This window comes from Synechococcus sp. WC101, assembly GCF_047461555.1.
In the GTDB taxonomy this organism is placed as follows: Bacteria; Cyanobacteriota; Cyanobacteriia; order Thermostichales; family Thermostichaceae; genus Thermostichus.
This window is the reverse complement of sequence record NZ_JANSHG010000033.1, coordinates 1-17625: the sequence shown is the minus strand read 5'-3', so window position 1 is coordinate 17625 and position 17625 is coordinate 1. Positions and strand designations below refer to the sequence as shown.

The window sequence follows — 17625 nt, the reverse complement described above, 5'->3', positions numbered from 1 at the left end:
GTCCTCCCCTGGCGCCTGTTAGCATCCTGAAACGGGATCCTTTGCAGAAGTTGCCATGGAGTTTGTTACACTTGCCAAGACGGGGCTCCGGCTGAGCCGCGTGGGGTTGGGCACCTGGAGCATGACCGGGGATTGGTGGGGGCCGGCGGATCCCCAGGAGGCCTATGCCACCCTCCGCAAGGCCATTGACCTAGGGATTACCCTCTTTGACACGGCTCCGGCCTACGGCCGCGGCCTTTCGGAAGAGCTTTTGGGACGGGCCATCCGGGATGCCGGCTGCCGGGATCGAGTGGCGATCGCCACCAAGGCCGGCCTGCAGTGGATAAACGGCAAGGTGGTGCGCAACTGCAGCCTAAGTTGGCTAGCTCAGGATCTGGAAAACTCCCTTCGCCGCCTGCAAACCGACGTGATCGACATCTACCAGGTGCATTGGCCGGATCCCTTGGAGCCCCTGGAGGAGACGGCTGCCTTTTTCGGCCGCTTGCTGCAGCAGGGCAAGATCCGCGCCATTGGGGTGAGCAACTTTTCTCCTCCGCAGATGGAGCGTTTCCGTCAGGTGGCTCCCCTGCATACCGTCCAGCCGCCCTATAACCTGTTTGAGCGCCAGATCGAGGCGGATGTCCTGCCCTACTGTCGTGCCAACGGTATTGCCACGCTGATCTACAGCCCCCTCTGTCGAGGGCTGTTGGGGGGACGGCTGACGCCGCAAACCCAGTTTCCGCCTGGAGATCTGCGCGGCGGCATCGATCCCAAGTTTGCGGAGCCTCGCTACTCCCACTACTTGCAAGCAGCGGAAGAGCTGAGCCGGCTGGCGCGAGAGCGCTACGGCAAAACCCTGCCCCAGTTGGCGGTGCGCTGGCTCTTGGATCAGCCGGGAGTAAGTGCAATCCTGTGGGGAGCGCGCAAGCGCCAGCAGTTGGAGGACCTAGCCGGCGTGTGGGGCTGGTCGCTGGAGGCGGAGGCAATGCAGGCCATCGACGCGATCCTGCAAAGGCATGTCCCCGAACCCATCCCCCCCAGCTTCATGGCCCCCCCTGCCCGTGCTGCCTAGAGCAAGGAGTGGGGGGTAAGGCTGTCCAATGGCGCTGCAAGGGGTGATCCTAAGCTGGAGCGGTGTGGTGGCCGACGACGAGGGGCTGCACCTCCACGCCATCAACCAAGTGCTGCTGGAGGAGAACCTGCGTCCCTGGGATCTGGGATCCCGGGAGCAAAAGGAGCTCTACCGGCTGCACTATCTGGGCCGACCGGATTGGGAGCGCCTGCCGGCGCTTTGGCAAGCCCAGGGACGGGTGCTCAGCCCCAAGCAACGAGAAGAGTTGTTGCGCCGCAAGGCCCTTTACTATCAACAGGCTCTGCAGGAGCAGAAGGGATCCCTTCTTGTCCCCGGTTTGGCAGAGGCCCTAGAGAAGCTGGAGCGGCTGCAGCTCAAGGTGGGCCTAGTGAGCGGCCACGCCGCTGCTGAGGTGGAGGCTTTTTTGGAGCGCTTCCCCTGTCCAGCTCTGGCGCGTCTGACTCATGACTTTCGCTACCGCGTAACCGGCGAGGCAGGGGATCCCGCCCTATCACCGGGGCAGTTGCACCGTCTGCTTTTAGAGCGGATGGGGCTTTCCCCTCAGGAGTGCTTGAGTTTTGAAGCCACCTACGCCGGCATTCAAGCAGCTCGCTCGCAAGGGATCCCGGTCTTGGCCCTAGCCACCTTCTTCCCGCTGCACATGTTGCAGCGGCGGGCCAACTGGGCGGTGGATGGTTACCCCCAAGTGGAATGGGAGCGCCTCCAAACTTGGTTTGCCACTGGCCAAGACCGTCCTGCCGACCCTCCTGGCAAACCCTTAGCCAAAGGGCAGGGTTCTCCCTAGGGCAGGATCAGCATGCCGTCCCCAAAGGAGTAGAACCGATAACCCTCCCGGATGGCCTCTTGGTAGAGATCCAGCAAACGCTCTCGCCCGATCAAGGCTGCCACCAGCATCATCAGGCTGGAGCGGGGCAGATGAAAGTTGGTGATCAGCCCCTGCACCACCCGCCAGGAGTAGCCGGGGTAGATAAAGAGGTCGCTTTTTCCCTGCCAGGGTTGCAGGGTGCCGGAGAGGGCTGCCGTTTCCAGTGCCCGCACCACCGTTGTCCCCACGGCAATCACCCGCCTTCCCTGGGCCTGGGTTTCGCGAATAGTGGCCACCGTTTCTGCCGGCACCTTGAGCCACTCGCTGTGCAAGCGGTGGTCGGTTACTCGCTCTGCCTCTACCGGGCGGAAGGTGCCCAGGCCGATGTTGAGGGTGATGTAGGCAGTTTGGATCCCCTTTTGGGCCAGCCGCTCCAAGAGCTGGGGGGTAAAATGCAGCCCGGCGGTGGGGGCGGCCACCGAGCCCGGGTGTCTGGCCCAGACCGTTTGATAGTCTTCAGGTCGGACTCCCGCGCTTGTCGGATCAAGGGCGTGGGCAGCTTTCAGATAGGGAGGGAGCGGGATCCGCCCCACCCGCCCCAGGATCTGCTCAAAGGTATCCGCCCCTTCCCAGGTCAACTGCACCACCCGGCCACCCGTCTCCGCGTCCACGGCCAGCACTGTGGCCCCCAGTTCAGCCGGGGATCCCTGGCGATCCCAAAACCGGATTTGATCCCCCACCTTGACCCGTTTGCCTGGCCTAACCAAGACCCGCCAGATTTGCTCCTGCTTGGAGGTGTTGGCCGGGATGGGCTCCAGCAGCAAAACCTCCACCCGTGCCCCGGAAGCGTCCTTTCCCGGCAAAACCTTAGCCCCCCATAGCCGGGCTGGGATTACCTTGGTGTCGTTGAGAACCAGCAGATCCCCGGCCTGCAGGTAGTCGGGGAGGTCGCAGAAGCGGCGGTGCTCGTGCCTATCTGGGTACACCACCAGCATTCGCGCCTGATCCCGTGGCTCCACAGGGGCTTGCGCGATCCGCTCAGGGGGCAGGGAGTAGTCGTAGCTAGCCGTTAGGAGATCCGGGTTGAGCTCTCCAACGCTCCCTGGAAGAAGCTGGCCGGGTTCGGCTTGGCCAGCAGAAGCAGCCAGTAGGAAAGAATGGCTCATGGACAAACACAGCAGCACGCCTCCAGCATAGCCGACGGATGCCGGTTGCCAGAGGCTTTGTCCGGGAGGGATTGGGGGGAGGGTGTGCCACCTAGACCTTGGCCACCACCACCCGCTGGGGTTGATCCTGGTACTTGCCCTGGCGGTCGGCGTAGGTGGTCTGGCAGGGATCCCCTTCCAAGAAGAGGAGCTGCACCACCCCTTCATTGGCATACACGCGGCAGTCGGCGCTGGAAGCGTTGGAGAACTCCAAGGTGAGATAGCCCCGCCACCCCGCCTCGGCTGGGGTGAGGTTGGCGATCAGCCCTACCCGCGCGTAGGAGGACTTGCCAATGCAGATGACGGTGATGTTATCCGGGACTTGCAGCCGTTCTAGGGAGACGCCCAGGCCGTAGGAGTGGGCGGGGATGATGAAGTAGTCCCCCATCTCGTCGTGGTGCAGCTCCACAGGTTCCAGGTTTTTGGGGTTAAACCGCTTGGGATCCACCACCGTGCCGGGCACGTGGCGGAAGATCTTGAACTCCACCGGTGACAGGCGAATGTCGTAGCCGTAGGACGAGAGCCCGTAGCTCAAGACGGGCCGCATCTGGCCGTTCCACTCCACGCGGCGCACCAGCTCAGGACAAAACGGCTCGATCATCCCCCGTTGCGCTTGCTCGTAGATCCAGCGGTCGTTTTTTAACATGGCTGCAACAGGCTGCCCGACAGGCCAGAGAGTTTGGAGAAGAGAGCGCAGTCGCTGCTGGCAAGGCTACGAGCTGCTGACCCGCTAGGGATCCATTCTCGGCGGGGGGCCGCCCTCTGGGGAAGGAGGAACGAGGACTGGATCCCGCCGTGGACGTAGCTGGGTGATCAGATCGGCGCGCTCCAGGAGAGAATCCGGCATCTCCGGCCCGGTGATCACCATGTCCATCCAGACTGGGCGCTGATCGATCAAATCCAGCACCTGCGCCTCCGGGATCAGGCCCAGCTTGATGGCCAGGCCCAACTCGTCTAGCACCACCAAGCCATAACGGCCACTCCTGACCGCCTCCTGAGTAAATTGCCACAGCTCGTCCAGAGCCACCCGCTCCTCCGGCTCCAGGTGAGGCGTATCGATGCAGCGGTGCAGACGACAGCGGGCCCACTCCAGCGAGCTGCCCAGCAAAAGACGATTTTCCGGCCCCTGGTTGATCCCGCCCTTGAGAAATTGCACGATCAACACCCGCGTCCCCTGGCCGGCCAAGCGCAGTGCCTGAGCCATCACAGGAGTGAACATGCCCCGGCTGGGATGGGTGTAGAGCTGCAGGGATCCCTGGGGGATCAGCTGGGCAGAAAAGGCTCCGTCCCGCTGGAAAAAGCGGTCGCCGGCAGCAGGGTTGGCCTGGGCTGCAGGCTGTTTGATGCGGGCAACAGGAACGGCATCCTTGGGGGAGGGCATAGGATTGGGTGAGGCAGTGCGAACCACGGTTTTATCTCGTGAGGGGGCTAGGGGACAAGGCCCTTGGTCTGGGCGGCTTTGCCGAGGAACAAAAGCCCTATCCGTCACCGTTGCGGAGACGCGAAGGAGAGCCACAAGCAACTACCGCCTGCCAAGGCAAACGGCAACTGATGGGACGCAAGGCTTACAAGTGGTGGAAAACATTGACTACGGATTCCATGAAACACCACCTGTGCCTATTCGTCAACGAGTCAGTTCTGTTTCCCGTCGACACACAAATCGCCCCGAATACGGTGTTAGAAAGTATAATCCTTGCCCATCCTAGCTTTTTGCCAGGCGGAGGCGATGGGCGAGAAGAAAAGCTTTTGGATGAGATCTTAATAAAACTTCCGCCGAGGTGTAAAAGCTTAAGCGTCTAGCCATCTTGCTTAATCACGAAAATGTGCCCCAAAAAGATGCAAGCAAAAGATCACTTTTTCTAGATAAGATTAACTCTCAATACATGAGAAGGCCAATGACGGCGGCTTGCTCAACTCAATAGAAAAGAGACTTGAGGCGTCCCAGGAGTCTTGCTCGGCATAGACTATAGACTAATCCGCTTGATTGGAAGTCGAAGAACTTGTGTGCATTCCAAAGCAGTTCATTTGAGAAAGGTTGCGACCACAGAGCCAGAAGGTCTACTTTCTTAGGTCGATAAACGCAGATTGTTTACTGCCGTCATAAAGATGGTCTTTTGATAAGGTCTATCAGGATCGGCGGTTAATTGGAAAATAATGTAAAACTTATTGCAAGACCAATTTTTCGTACAGTTGGTTGTTTGATAGTTTTTCTGTTGAATTAAACTTCAGTATTTCTATATAGATTGCGTCGCTGTTTCCTGATCAAATGAATGGGAATTTCTATTGGGTTTTTGCCAACTTTATGAGGGTTCTGTAGGCAAGCAGGATCGCTGCAGACAAGGAACGGATCCGTAGCGGCTCCCGTCAGGGTTGCCGGAAAAAGCTGGGGTTGGATCCCATTTGAAGCCGGTCACTCCGCGCTCCAGATCCTTGGGTACCGATGTTGCCGGGATCCTATGGTGCAAGGGAGGCAAGGCTCTTTCTTCTCTGAGAAGCCTCCTTTAGTCTCAGAAAAGTAAGTAGAACCTTGGGGCTCTGCCTCAAGGGGCTGTCTAGGGGTGGCTTGACAACGCCTCTACGAGTTCGTTTGTGGACTGCGCCTTCAGGCAGAGGGAGTGTCAAGCTGATTAAAAAGTAGCCAGAAAGCAGATGGGGATCCGACGCTCGAGCCGTACATCAAAAGAACCGTATCCTGCTGCCGGAAGAGTTGTCTTGGTTTGCCGCTAGCGACTTAGGTTGGAGAAAAAACCCAAGCCATTGTGAACCCGGGGTAGGCGCCGCCGAGATCTCGTTGTATTGGGATCAGTCTCGCCGTCGGCTAGTCCGATCTCTGGCTCCAGATTGACGGCTTCTTCCCCCAGCACCAGTGTGGAAGAGCGGCCTCCATCTAGGTTCAAAGCGTGGCGACAGCCCAACTGCCGCAACAACTGCGCCATCTCCAACAGGGTGAGCCCTTGGTTTTCCTGGGCATTGCCGGCGGCCACCAGGAGCAGATCCCTGTTGTCCGGTTGCCCCTGCCGCAGACAGATGGCGCTGCGGGCAGCCTGTTGCCGGCGGAAGAGAGGCTGAAACCCCTCCAATTCGGCATCCAGGACCACCTGGCCGTCCAAGAGCAAGAGCGGCCCTGCCCCCAGAATGTGGGGGTAGGCTTCCAGCTCCAGCGGATCCACCGTCCAGTCCAGCCGGAGGCGATCTCCTGGGATCAGCTTGCCGGCTTCTAGAGCGCCCTCTAGCCCTCGTGCTGCCAGTATGTAGCCTTTGGGAGGGATCGGCACCGTCACTTTGCCGGCCACGCCTGCCGACAGGATCTGCTGCAGCCGGTCTTCTTGCACAATGAGGAGAACTTCGTCGTCCGTCTGGGTGGTGTAGGTGGATCCCCAATCAGGGGTGTACTGGGCGATCCCGGGCAGGATGTAGCCGCTGTTGATGCCGACCAAGGGGATCCGATCCCCCAAGTCGTTGCGCAGCTCTATTTGCATCCGCAGGCGGGCAAAGCGCACCGGCTCCAAGCCAGGGGGAGAATTGGCGGCGTCAAACCAGGCAATCGCCCCTCGGCCCAAGATGGGGCTGGAGATCCAGCGGCCTTCCAGGCGAATGGCCCCCAGCGGCTGGCGGGTATTGCGGTTAAAGAAGCCGCCGTTGATAGCAGCCACCGCTCCCCGTTCGCGGCTAAAAGCGGGCAGCTCCCCCAGGCCCACTAGACTGGCAGGGTCGGCCCAAATGGGGCGCAACTGGCCGGCGGCTAGGGAAACTGCCACGACGGAAACCAGGATCCGTCGATCCTCCAGCCAAACCATCCTTTGGTACAAAGGGATCCCCTCTACTACTCGCACAGGCTGCCCGTTGAGGAGCGTCTGGGCAGGGACAGGTAGGTTGCTGAGCAAGAGGAGAGCTGCCCCCGCCCAGGCCACAGCTTTGGACCAAGAGACCCACCTTGCCGGCACCACCCAAGGCGCCAAGTTGGGAAACTGCATCTGGCAGGAAGAGGGCAAGTTTTTGGCTTTGAGCAAGCTTGGCAGCTCCTATCCGCCGGCGGCAAAAGTGGCCATCAAAATCAAAGACAGCAGAATGCCCGGAAAAAGCAGCAGCACCAAGGTCAAAAACTCAGAAAGGGTCATGGGCTGAAGACGAGAAGAAGAGGCAGAGGCTACAGCTCCTAACCTAGCGATTCCGGCATCCCTTCCCATCCTCCCTTTGGGATCCCTTAACAGTTCTGAGGCTTTTCCCACCCCCTTCTGCCAGCGATATCCTGGCAAAGGGGAAGTCATCTTCGAGAGCTCTGATGGGCATCCAAGGCAGACGCATAGCCGTCGAACCCGACCACCTCCGACCCTGGTTAAAAGAGGCAGTCCTGGCGGGGGGTGGCGAACTGGTGCCGCTGGCGGAAGCGGAGGCTCTGGTGTGGGCCGATGCCTTTGACGTGCCCAAGCTCAAGCAGTGTCTTGCCGAAGGAAAGGGGATCCGCTGGGTGCAGTTGCCCTGGGCGGGCGTGGAGCCTTTTGCCCAGGCAGGGATCCTGGATCCCGCCTATGTGTGGACCTGCGGCAAGGGGGTCTATGCCCAAGCGGTGGCCGAGCATGCCCTGGCCCTCACCTTGGCCGGCCTGCGGGATCTCAAGCACCGCGCTCTGGCCCAGACTTGGCAGCCGGGATCCGGCACCAGCCTCTGGGGCAGCCGCGTGGTCATCTTCGGGGCGGGGGGCATTGCCCAGGCCCTGATCCGCTTGTTGCAGCCCTTCCAGTGTTCCGTTGAGGTGGTGCGGCGCAGGGCGGATCCCTTGCCGGGAGCCAGCCGGGTGGTGACGTTGGCGGAGCGGCAGGCAGTGCTGGCAGGAGCGGATGTGGTGATCCTGGCGTTGGCCCTCACCCCCGAGACAGAGGGGATCATCGCCTGGCCAGAGCTGGAGCAGATGGGATCCGGCTGTTGGTTGGTCAATGTGGCGCGCGGCAAACATATCGTCACCCCTGACCTGGTGGCCGCCTTGCAGGAGGGGATCATCCGGGGTGCCGCCCTGGATGTTACGGATCCAGAACCGCTGCCCGATGGACATCCCCTCTGGCGCTTGCCCAATTGCCTAATTACCCCCCACACGGCCATCACCGACGCCATGATTGTCCCTGCCCTCTCCGAGCGGGTGCGGGAAAATGTGAGCCGCTTTCGGCTGGGAGAACCCTTGCTGGGGGTGGTGGATCCGGTTCTAGGTTACTGAGCCCTCACCCTCTCCCGAGGGAAGCAGGGATCTAGGACTCGATGGGAATAGGATCCTGGGGAGGAGCCATCTCCTGGACGCGGGCGGCGATGGCCTCGGCCATCTCCTGGGTGCCCACAGGCTCCCCTTGCGCCAGGTCATAGGTGACGTATTTGCCTTCGGCAATGACCGACTGCACTGCCGCTTCTACCCTCGCGGCGGCTTCCCGCTCGCCCAGGTAGCGCAACATCATGGCCCCGGAGAGGATGAGAGCAGAGGGGTTGACCTTATTTTGGCCGGCATACTTGGGCGCTGAGCCGTGGATAGCCTCAAAAACCGCAATGCCATCGCCGATGTTAGCCCCTGGCGCCACCCCCAGCCCGCCAATCATGCCAGCGCACAGATCCGAGATGATGTCCCCATAGAGATTGGTGAGCACCAGCACATCGTAGAGCTGCGGCTTTTGCATCAGTTGCATGCACATGTTGTCCACGATGCGATCCTCAAACTCGATGTCGGGGTACTCCTGGGCCACCTCCCGCGCCACCTGCAAAAACAGCCCGTCGGTAAACTTCATGATGTTGGCTTTGTGAACGGCCGTTACCTTTTTGCGGCCATTCTGGCGGGCGTATTCGAAGGCAAACTTGACAATGCGACGGCTGCCAAACTCCGAAATGGGTTTGATGCCAATGGCCGATCCCTCGCGGATGAACTTGCCAGAAAGACGCATCATCTCTTCGCGAGCGTGGGCTGCTTCGGGGGTGCCTCGCTCGAACTCGATCCCGGCGTAGAGATCCTCGGTGTTTTCCCGCACCACCACCAGGTCAATGTCTTGAAAGGGGCTTTTGATGCCGGGGAGGGACTTGGCCGGGCGCAGGTTGGCGTAGAGATCCAGCTCTTTGCGGATGGCTACATTGACTGAGCGAAAGCCCGTGCCTACAGGGGTGCCGATGGGCCCTTTGATGGCCACTCTGGTTTCCCGGATGGACTCCAACACCTGCGGTGGCAAAGGCGTGCCGTATTTCTCAATCACCTCTACCCCTGCTTCTACTCGGATCCACTCCAAGTCCACCCCGGTGGCCTCCAGGACTGTGGTCATTGCCCTGGTTACTTCCGGGCCAATGCCATCGCCGGGGATCAACGTTACACGATAGGCCACAAATCCTTCTCCTCCCAGGATTGACGCTGGCAGCTTGACGGGATCCCGCCTAGCGCCGGCCTTTGAGCCCGTGGGGGATCCCTGAGCTTAAACGAAGCTTAAACGACTATAAAACAGGTTGGGGCCATCCAACGCCAAGCTGCGGCAAAACTGCCGCCCCTAGAGGATCCGCAGCGGATCCACATCGAGGCTGACGCGAATCCCCTGGGGAATATGTCCAAGGGCGCGGCGCAGGTGGGTATCGATCTGGGCGCGATCCCAGGGCTGATCGGGAAGCTGTTTGAGCAGGATCTGCCAGCGGTAGCGGCCGGCAACCCGTTCCACTTGGGCTGGCCCTGGGCCTAGCACTTCGGCTGGGATCCCTTGCAGGCCCTCAGCTAGGCGGCTGCAGTAGCGCTCTAACGCCTCCAGGCGGCTGCTGCTCAGGCGAATTAAAATCAACGCCCGGTAGGGAGGGTAGCCCCCCTCTTGGCGTTGGCGCAGCTCGGCCTGGACAAAGCCCTCGTAGTCGTGGGCCAGCACCGCTTGCAAGATGGGGTGCTCTGGCAAATAGGTCTGGATAATGGCCTGGCCTGGCAAGGATCCGCGGCCTGCCCGGCCCGCCACCTGGGTCAGCAGTTGAAAGGTGCGCTCGCCAGCGCGGTAGTCAGGCTGGTGCAGCAGCCCGTCGGCGGCTACCACCCCCACCAGCGTCACCTGGGGGATGTCCAGCCCTTTGGTGAGCATCTGGGTGCCCACCAGCACCTGGGCCTTGCCGCTGCGAAACTGCTCCAGCAAATCCCGGTGGGATCCCTTACGGCGGGTGGCGTCGCTGTCGTAGCGCAAAATCGCCACCTGCGGCCAGTGCTGCTGCAGCACCTCCACCACCTTCTGGGTGCCGGTGCCGAAGTGCTTGAGGTAGGGCGAGCCGCAGGCAGGACAGTGCTGGGGGTGGGGTTGGCGGGCGCCGCAGTAGTGGCAGCGCAGCTCCTGCCCGCCCTCCAGGTGAAAGGTAAGGGAGACGTCGCAGTGGGCGCAGGTGAGGACAAAGCCGCAACTGCGGCACAAGACAAAGGTACTGTGCCCCCGCCGGGGGACAAAGAGGATGGCCTGTTCCCCCCTCTTCAAAGTCTCGTGCAAAGCTTGATGCAGGCGGCGGCTGAGAATGCTGCGGTTGCCCGCCTGCAGCTCCTGGCGCATGTCCACCAGCTCCAGCCGGGGCAGGGTGGCCGGGATCCCCGCCTGGGGGATGCGCTGCGGCAAAGGGAGACGAACCCAGCGCTGCGGATCCTGCAGGTGGACCGCATAGGTTTCCACTGCCGGTGTGGCGCTGCCCAGAACTAGGGGACAGTTGGCTAGCTCAGCCCGCCACTCCGCCACCTGACGGGCGTGGTAGCAGGGCTGGGGCTGATCCTGCTTGAAGCTGTCGTCGTGCTCCTCGTCCAGAACGATGAGGCCCAGGTTGGCCAAGGGGGCAAACACCGCCGAGCGGGTGCCGATCACCACCTGGGGGACAGCAACCAACATCTGCCTCCAGAGGTCGTAGCGCTCGCCGGCTGAGAGGCCGCTGTGGTAGGTCCACACGCGGGATCCCAGCCGCGCCCGAAAGCGATCCGTCAGTTGCGGGGTAAGGCCGATCTCCGGCACCAGCACCAAGGCTGACCGCCCCTGCTGCAGCACCTGGGCAATGACTTGCAGGTACACCTCTGTCTTGCCGGAGCCGGTGACCCCATGCAGCAGAAAGCGTTGGTTTCGCCCCAGGGCTTGCTGGATGGCCGCCACTGCCTCGGCCTGGGCTGGCGTCAGAGGCTTGGGCAAATCTTTCTCCACAGGCCGCTCGGCCTCCCCCAGCCGCAGCAAGGGTCGCTCGTGGAGGTGCACCCGGCCTTTGCGGGCTAGGCTCTGCAGCACTGACCGGCTCACCCCCGCCAGGCGCTCCCACTCGACCAGCAGCAGCTCCCCCCCCTTTTGCTTGAGGATCTGCAGCGCTTTCTGCTGGGGCAAGCTCAGCCCCTCCAGCGAGTCCTCCACCAAGGTGGCCGCCTGTTGGGTTTTCACCCTGCCCCCCTGCTGCTCCTGCCAGAAGCTTTCCACCCAACCCCGCCGCTGCAGCTCCCGCAGAGCGACCTCGGCGCCAGGCACCTGCTGCTGGAGGTAACGCCAAGACAGCTCCCCTCCCTTCTCCCGCAGCAGCCGCAGCAAAGCCTGGGCAGCCGGCGAACATTCCCCTGGCGGGGATCCAACCAGGCGGATCCGCCGCTGGGAGCGGCTCAGCAAGCCCGGCGGCAAAACGGTGCGCACCACCTGGGCTAGGGGGGTGAGGTAGTAGTTGGCTACCCGCTGCAGCAGAGGCCAGAAATCCTTGGGCAGGATCCCTTTGGCCACCACCGCTTCAATCTCTCGCACCGACTGGGGATCTACTCCTGTCGGCAACTCCGAGCGCCAGCCCAGAGCCACCGCCCCCGCCACCTGTTGGCCAAAGGGAACGCTGAGGAGATCGCCCGCTTCTGGCTCCCATCCCTCTGGCACGCGGTAGGTGAAGCAGCCCCCCAAGTGGGGATGATCCACCCACACCTCCAGCCAGCGGGGAGGAGCAGGCTGCGCCACCGGATCCCTCACGGTCGGGGCAAGAACCGCGGCAGATCCACTGCCCGCTTATCAGGGCGAGCCAGCAAAGGCCGGGACTGTTCGCGTAAGCGGGACGGAGTCCATAGGGCAGACTTGGGCTTGGCGGCCTGGAGCGAAGCGAGAGACTCAGACCGTGTTGGCGTGTCGGCAGCATTGGGAGCCGCTGCACCAGCGCGAGGCGGGATGTCTATTCCCTTGCGCTCCAAAGCCGTCTTCAGGCTGAGCAGGTGCATCTGCTGCTGCTCGTACTTCTCTCTCAGGGAGCGGTTTTCTTCGGCGAGGGCGGCGCGTTCCGCCTGCAGGGCCCTCACCTGCCCCTCCAAGGCCTCTGTTTGCTCCTGCAGATGGGTGACGGCGATCTGGGCAGAGCGCAATTGCGATTGCCAGGTGGGTTGGTCGGCAAGCTGGGCCAGAGCTGCTTGGAGCCGCTGCTCCAGATCGCCGAGGCGCTGCTGGGCCTGGGCGTACCGTTCCTCCAGACGGCGGTGCTCCTGCTGCCAATGGGCAATTTCCGCCTGCGCTTGGGCGAGGGCAGCTTGCAGCGCTTCGACCTGGGCTTGCCACTGCTGTTGCTGCTCCCGGGAGTCCTGACGCCATTGCTCTTGCTGAGCTTGCAAAGCGGCCAGTTGCGCCTGGGCATCGGCCAGCGCCGCTTCCAATTCCTGCCGTTGTTCCTGCCAGCGCTGCTCCGCTTCCGCCTCTGTCTCGGCATAGCCCGCCAGACGCGCCTCGAGATGTTCCCGCTGTTCTTGCCAGGCTGCCCGTTGGTCGTTGTACAGAGCCCGCAGGCTGTTCAGCTCCGCCTGAGTTTCTGCAATTTGGGTGCGGGCCAACGAAAGCTCTGCCTTGAAACGCTGCAAAATCTCCACCCGTTTTTCCGCCAGGTCTTGAGCTTCCACCAGAGAAGCCTGTAGCTCCTGCTGACGGTGTTCCCACTGACGGCGCTCCTGAGCATGGGCCAGCCGTAGCTGCTCGATCTGCTCCTGTAGGGCTTCGATATCTTGGCGCTGCCGCTCGTTGAGGCGTTGCCGCGCCGCCAGCTGAGCTTCCTGCTCCGAGAGCTGAACTTTTTGCTCTGCCAAAGTCTGTTGCAACTGGCGCAGGGCATGTTCCCGCTCCTGCAGCGCCTTTTCTTGCTCGGCCACCTTCTGGCGCAGGGCTCGGCATTCGGCTTCCCAAGCAGCGTCTGCAGGCGTTTGGGCTTTCAATTGCAAGAGCTCTATCTGCTGTTGCTGCTTGCGAGACTGCAGTTCCCTCTCGGCCAGTTGACTGTGCAGCGCCTCTACTTCAGCTTGTAGCTTTTCCTGAAGGGCACGCCGCTCCTGCAGCTCCGCTTCGGCTTCGAGTAGCCGAGCCTCCAACTGCTGCCGCTGCCTCAGGGCCGAATGCCGCTCTGGATTGGGATCCGATTCCGTTAGCGTAAGCGGGACGGAGTCCTTGGCCGACTGGCCGGCTTGAGCTTCGGGAAAGGTGGGATCCGAGTCGCCTGAGGAGGGAGCACGCATAGGTTAAAGCGAAGATGAAGAAGGGGAGGTACAGGATAAAGTTCCCTGCAGTATAGAGAAGTTTTCCGGTGGGTTCAAGCCAGGGGAGGGATCTTGTAAGGTTTCTTTCCGATTCCGAGGCCTGTTGGCCGCCCTTCTTGTCTTGGGGGCTCCTCATCAGGGAGTTGAGCTGGCAGCGGAACCTCTGTTTGGCCGTTTTTTCGCCAGAAGACGTCTCCCTTCCCCCCAGAGGTCAGCTGCGGCCTGGGGTTGCCTTGAGAGCTTGCTACGATTGCCCCCCTTGCTTCACCCGCAGTACACACTATCGCTGCCCGGGATCCCTCCAGCCTGCCACCACCAATAGTTTGCACCATTTTTTATTTAGTTGCACCCTATAATTCGGCGGCGTTTTAGAGCATCTTTGTCCAATGGCAGGGGCCCTTCGCCCAGGGATCGGCGCAGATCTGCAAGGGATTGAGGCAGCGTCAGCTAGAAGCCGCAGGAGCCCCGCTCCGTACCCCCTTCCCCCCGTATACGGGGAAAGGGGGGCGACCATGGCCGGGTTGCCTCACGGCGGCTCAGATACCTCCCGCAAGGCGGGGATCCCATGGCCGAAGCCGTCTCCTCCGGTCGGAGGGAAGGAGTGACCATTTGCTGGGCCTCGGATGCTATCAGGCCAATGGAGCTTAGCGGACTCGAACCGCTGACCCCTTCAATGCCATTGAAGTGCTCTACCAACTGAGCTAAAGCCCCAAGATGCAGCCTTGCGGCAAGAGCCTGGGCAATTGATTTATGCCCGCTCCAGACTACAATTTTAGCCTGTAGAAGCTGCTTTGGCGGTGAAAAGTACGGGAATCTATCCTAAATAGACGGGAGATCCTTGTCAAGAGTTGGGTTGGAGCGTCCACTTGCAAAAGTGGAGATTGGATCCACCTGGCTCCTGCCCTCTGTTGCAGGAGCTTGCCGGGTGATAGAACGGAGTCAGCGACATTGGGGGGCTTGTGACACAGGGATCTCAGCTTAACCGCCTTTTGGCCGCTTCCTTGCTGGTGGTCTGCCTGATTGCGGCTGTTATTGGCGGCACACGACCTGCCGCAGAGTCGGTTCGGGGTGGCGTCGGGCTAGAGGCCCCTCGAGGGGCGAATCGCATTGAGGTGGTTACCATCGAGGGAACGATAGGAGGGCCACGGGGCTCGACTTTGGTAGGTTTGCCCACCTCTCCCTTAGATCAGTTGCGGGAAGCTGTCGAGGATCGCGCCGTCAAGGCTGTATTGCTGCGCATCAACAGCCCGGGCGGGGCTGTGGGATCCAGCCAGGAGCTCTACCGCGCCGTCACGGCTCTGCGGGAAGCCGGCAAGCCGGTGATTGCCGTCATGGAAGACGTTGCCGCCAGCGGCGGCTACTATGTAGCCAGTGCTGCCGACAAGATCTACGCCAACCCGGGCACCCTGACCGGCAGCATAGGGGTGATCATCAGCGGCCTCAACTTTGGCAAACTGCTCGACAACTACGGCATAGAGCCGCAGACCTTCAAAACCGGCGAGTACAAAGACATTCTTTCCCCTTTCCGGGCTGCCACCCCCCAAGAGCAACGTCTGCTGCAAGAGTTGGTGGAGGATACCCTCGACCAGTTCGTTCGCGATGTGGCCCGCGGACGCCAGCGCTTGCCGGACAAAGGGGCAGAAAAGGTGCTGGATGCGGAGATGATCGCCCGACGGCAAAGCTTGGATGAGGCGCGGGTGCGCCAGTTGGCCGATGGGCGCATCTTCACCGGGGCGCAGGCTGTGGAGTTGGGCCTGGTAGATGCCCTGGGAGGATATGCCGAAGCCGTGGAAGATCTGCGGCGCATGACCGGGGATCCCTCTTTGTCGCCAGCAACGGCAAGAGATCCCTTCCAACGCGCCCTGCAGCGACTATTGAGCCAAGGACTGCCTCCGCAAGGGCAAAATCTCTGGCCCGCTCGACTGTTGGGGAGCCACGAGGTGGCCGGGATCCCGGAAGTGCCGCTGCTGTGGATGGCGCCCGGGTGGACTTTGCGCTAAACCTGACAGTGATCATAGGCTTGGTGTGAGGGGTGAAGCTGTGGATCACACGCCGGACGACGCTTCTGCGCTGGCGACGGCAGGGCATAGCCCCCTGGCCACGGCGTCCGCCTCGTGGACCCAGAGCCAGGGATCCCAGGGAGCGGATCCCGTCGGCGAGACGGGGTTCTGGCCGGATTTCAACCCAGAGCTGGAGCTGCTGACCAGCCGGGCATGGGTGGAAATTGACGCAGCCCAATTGCGAGAAAATCTGCGTCTGTTGCAGGCGCGCCTGTCGCCAGACACTGAGATCTGGGCAGTGGTCAAGGCCAATGCCTACGGCCATGGAGCTCGCTTGGTGGCTCCCATAGCCCTCGCTGCCGGTGCCAAGGGGTTGTGTGTGGCCACCCTGGCAGAAGGGATCGAGCTGCGGCAGGCCGGCCTCCAGGCCCCGATTTTGGTGTTGGGGGCTTTGAATACCTGGGCCGAGCTGCAGCAGGCCATGGCTGCGCGGCTGGAGGTCAGCCTCACCCGGGCCGAGCAGATCCCCGTGATGCGCCAGGTGGCCCGTTGGGCCGGGCGGCCTGTTCCTGTCCACGTCAACGTCGATACGGGCATGACCCGCCTGGGGATTCCCTGGCAAGAGGCCGCCGCCGTGTGGGGGCAGATCTGCCGGATCCCCGAGCTGGAAGGCTGTAGCCTGTTTTCCCACTTCGCAACGGCAGATGAGCCCGATTCTCCGGTGATGGCCCAGCAAGAGGCCCGCTTCGCCCAGGTGGTGGAGCAGATCCGCCAGGCCGGGGATCCCCTGCCCCCCCTGCATCTGGATAACTCCGCCGGCGCCCTAACCCATCTCCACTATCCCCGCGTGCGGTTGGGGCTGGCCCTCTACGGCTTGTCTCCTGCCCCGCACCTGCAGGTGCCGGGGTTGCGGCCGATCCTGCGCCTCAAAGCGCGGTTGACCCACATCCAAACCGTACCCGCCCACACCGGCGTCAGCTATGGCCATCGCTACGTCACTTCTCGCCCCAGTCGCATTGCCACACTGGCCATCGGCTATGCCGACGGGATCCCACGGCGGCTTTCCGGCTGGCTGCGGGGGTGGGTGCGCGGCAGCCTGATCCAGCAGGTGGGCACGATCACGATGGATCAGTGCATGTGGGATGTCACCGAGAGGCCGGATATTCAGGTGGGTGATGTGGTGGAGCTGCTGGGCCCCCATCTGGCGAGTGCGGGTTTCTCAATCCAGGATTGGGCGGATCAGTTGGGCACCATTTCCTATGAACTGCTGTGCGGACTTTCTGCCCGCCTGCCGAGAGTGCTGGTCAACGTGCTCGGGGAAGCTAGCTGACGTTGACGCTATGGCACGTTTTTGTTGGGCGGTTTATGGTAGCAGCAAATGCAGGCGAGGTTTTAAGCGTGGGTTCGGATCCCTACCTCCCCCCTCAATTCTGGTAGAGGGGCTAGCAAGTGAGAACTGACTCCCGCCAGCAGAGGAGTTGGGGTGAAATTGTAGCTGGCCGCGTCGGCGCCTGGGGGTTTGCGGTCACTTCTCTTCCTGTTGAGCTAGAAACCGCAGGAGCCCCCTATATCCCCCCGCCCCCCTGCCCCCCGTATACAGGGGGTTGGGGGGCGGTCGGAGTCGGGTAGTTTACGTAGGGTAGCTTTTCCTGACTTGTCAAGTAGTGAAGGATATAGCAGCCTCAGAAGTAAGCCGAGAACCGTCCTGTTTTTGGGAAAATGAGGACTGGCGGCGGGATCAGTGACATCGGGAGGCAGCCATGGAGGCACGCAAACCTCTGAAGAGGTTGGAAAATCAGATGGAGCGGGCTGTTCTGGAGATGGTGAACGAGCTGCTGCTCCTGGAAAGCCAGCAGCGCTACTGCTCCTGTGAGAGATTCTGTCACGATGCCGCCGCCTTGGCCCTCAACAACCTCCAGCCCCGCTACACCACCAGTTTTGAAGGCTCCATATACACCCTGGAAGCCATCCAAGCAGATCAAGAGTTGCAGAGCCTGATTCGGCGGGAGGTGGGGAAGGCTATGGAGATAGTGGCGGCAAATCCCCGTTGCCCAGAGCCTGAT

The 17625-nt window shown here is 61.8% G+C and carries 13 protein-coding genes and 1 tRNA gene; 6 read left to right on the top strand and 8 right to left on the bottom strand.

Going from position 1 to position 17625, the window contains the following annotated elements:
* Positions 1-55 precede the first annotated feature (55 nt).
* Positions 56-1051, top strand: a complete 996-nt coding sequence (locus NW809_RS03885) for an aldo/keto reductase (RefSeq protein ID WP_099834886.1) — start codon at positions 56-58, stop codon at positions 1049-1051.
* Between the two features lie 28 nt (positions 1052-1079).
* On the top strand, positions 1080-1856 hold the full coding sequence (locus NW809_RS03880) for an HAD family hydrolase (protein WP_011430321.1): 777 nt from the start codon (positions 1080-1082) through the stop codon (positions 1854-1856).
* Here NW809_RS03880 and queA read toward each other — a convergent pair.
* From queA to NW809_RS03860, 4 genes are all read right to left on the bottom strand, one after another.
* The gene (queA, locus tag NW809_RS03875; protein WP_414401559.1) at positions 1853-3043 is read right to left on the bottom strand and encodes a tRNA preQ1(34) S-adenosylmethionine ribosyltransferase-isomerase QueA; all 1191 of its coding nucleotides are present in this window, start codon (positions 3041-3043) and stop codon (positions 1853-1855) included. The two genes, NW809_RS03880 and queA, sit on opposite strands and share 4 nt — an antisense overlap.
* A 91-nt stretch (positions 3044-3134) precedes the next feature.
* On the bottom strand, positions 3135-3728 hold the full coding sequence (dcd, locus tag NW809_RS03870) for a dCTP deaminase (protein WP_011430319.1): 594 nt from the start codon (positions 3726-3728) through the stop codon (positions 3135-3137).
* Between the two features lie 84 nt (positions 3729-3812).
* The gene (locus NW809_RS03865; RefSeq protein ID WP_240527661.1) at positions 3813-4490 is read right to left on the bottom strand and encodes a cob(I)yrinic acid a,c-diamide adenosyltransferase; all 678 of its coding nucleotides are present in this window, start codon (positions 4488-4490) and stop codon (positions 3813-3815) included.
* 1315 nt (positions 4491-5805) lie between these two features.
* On the bottom strand, positions 5806-7092 hold the full coding sequence (locus NW809_RS03860; protein ID WP_240527662.1) for a phosphodiester glycosidase family protein: 1287 nt from the start codon (positions 7090-7092) through the stop codon (positions 5806-5808).
* A 272-nt stretch (positions 7093-7364) separates the two neighbouring features.
* Here NW809_RS03860 and NW809_RS03855 point away from each other — a divergent pair, with 272 nt between their 5' ends.
* Positions 7365-8291, top strand: coding sequence for a D-isomer specific 2-hydroxyacid dehydrogenase family protein (locus NW809_RS03855; RefSeq protein WP_011430313.1), 927 nt, complete (start codon positions 7365-7367; stop codon positions 8289-8291).
* A 31-nt stretch (positions 8292-8322) separates the two neighbouring features.
* On the opposite strand, the gene NW809_RS03850 is transcribed toward NW809_RS03855, so the two are convergent.
* The 4 genes from NW809_RS03850 to NW809_RS03835 form a co-directional block, all read right to left on the bottom strand.
* On the bottom strand, positions 8323-9429 hold the full coding sequence (locus tag NW809_RS03850; protein ID WP_414401558.1) for an isocitrate/isopropylmalate dehydrogenase family protein: 1107 nt from the start codon (positions 9427-9429) through the stop codon (positions 8323-8325).
* 159 nt (positions 9430-9588) lie between these two features.
* On the bottom strand, positions 9589-11982 hold the full coding sequence (gene priA / locus NW809_RS03845; protein ID WP_414401560.1) for a primosomal protein N': 2394 nt from the start codon (positions 11980-11982) through the stop codon (positions 9589-9591).
* A gap of 41 nt (positions 11983-12023) precedes the next feature.
* Positions 12024-13541 carry a hypothetical protein gene (locus tag NW809_RS03840; RefSeq protein ID WP_414401557.1) on the bottom strand — a complete coding sequence of 506 codons (1518 nt, stop codon included), beginning with the start codon at positions 13539-13541 and terminating at the stop codon, positions 12024-12026.
* Between the two features lie 659 nt (positions 13542-14200).
* Positions 14201-14273 (bottom strand) — tRNA-Ala (locus NW809_RS03835).
* A 248-nt stretch (positions 14274-14521) separates the two neighbouring features.
* Between NW809_RS03835 and sppA the strand changes: the two genes are divergently transcribed.
* The 3 genes from sppA to NW809_RS03820 all read left to right on the top strand — a co-directional run.
* On the top strand, positions 14522-15562 hold the full coding sequence (gene sppA, locus NW809_RS03830; protein WP_011430309.1) for a signal peptide peptidase SppA: 1041 nt from the start codon (positions 14522-14524) through the stop codon (positions 15560-15562).
* Positions 15563-15587: 25 nt separating this feature from the next.
* Positions 15588-16892 carry an alanine racemase gene (gene alr, locus NW809_RS03825; RefSeq protein ID WP_240527663.1) on the top strand — a complete coding sequence of 435 codons (1305 nt, stop codon included), beginning with the start codon at positions 15588-15590 and terminating at the stop codon, positions 16890-16892.
* A gap of 430 nt (positions 16893-17322) precedes the next feature.
* A partial coding sequence (locus NW809_RS03820; RefSeq protein ID WP_414401556.1) for a late competence development ComFB family protein occupies positions 17323-17625 on the top strand: 303 nt, incomplete at its 3' end.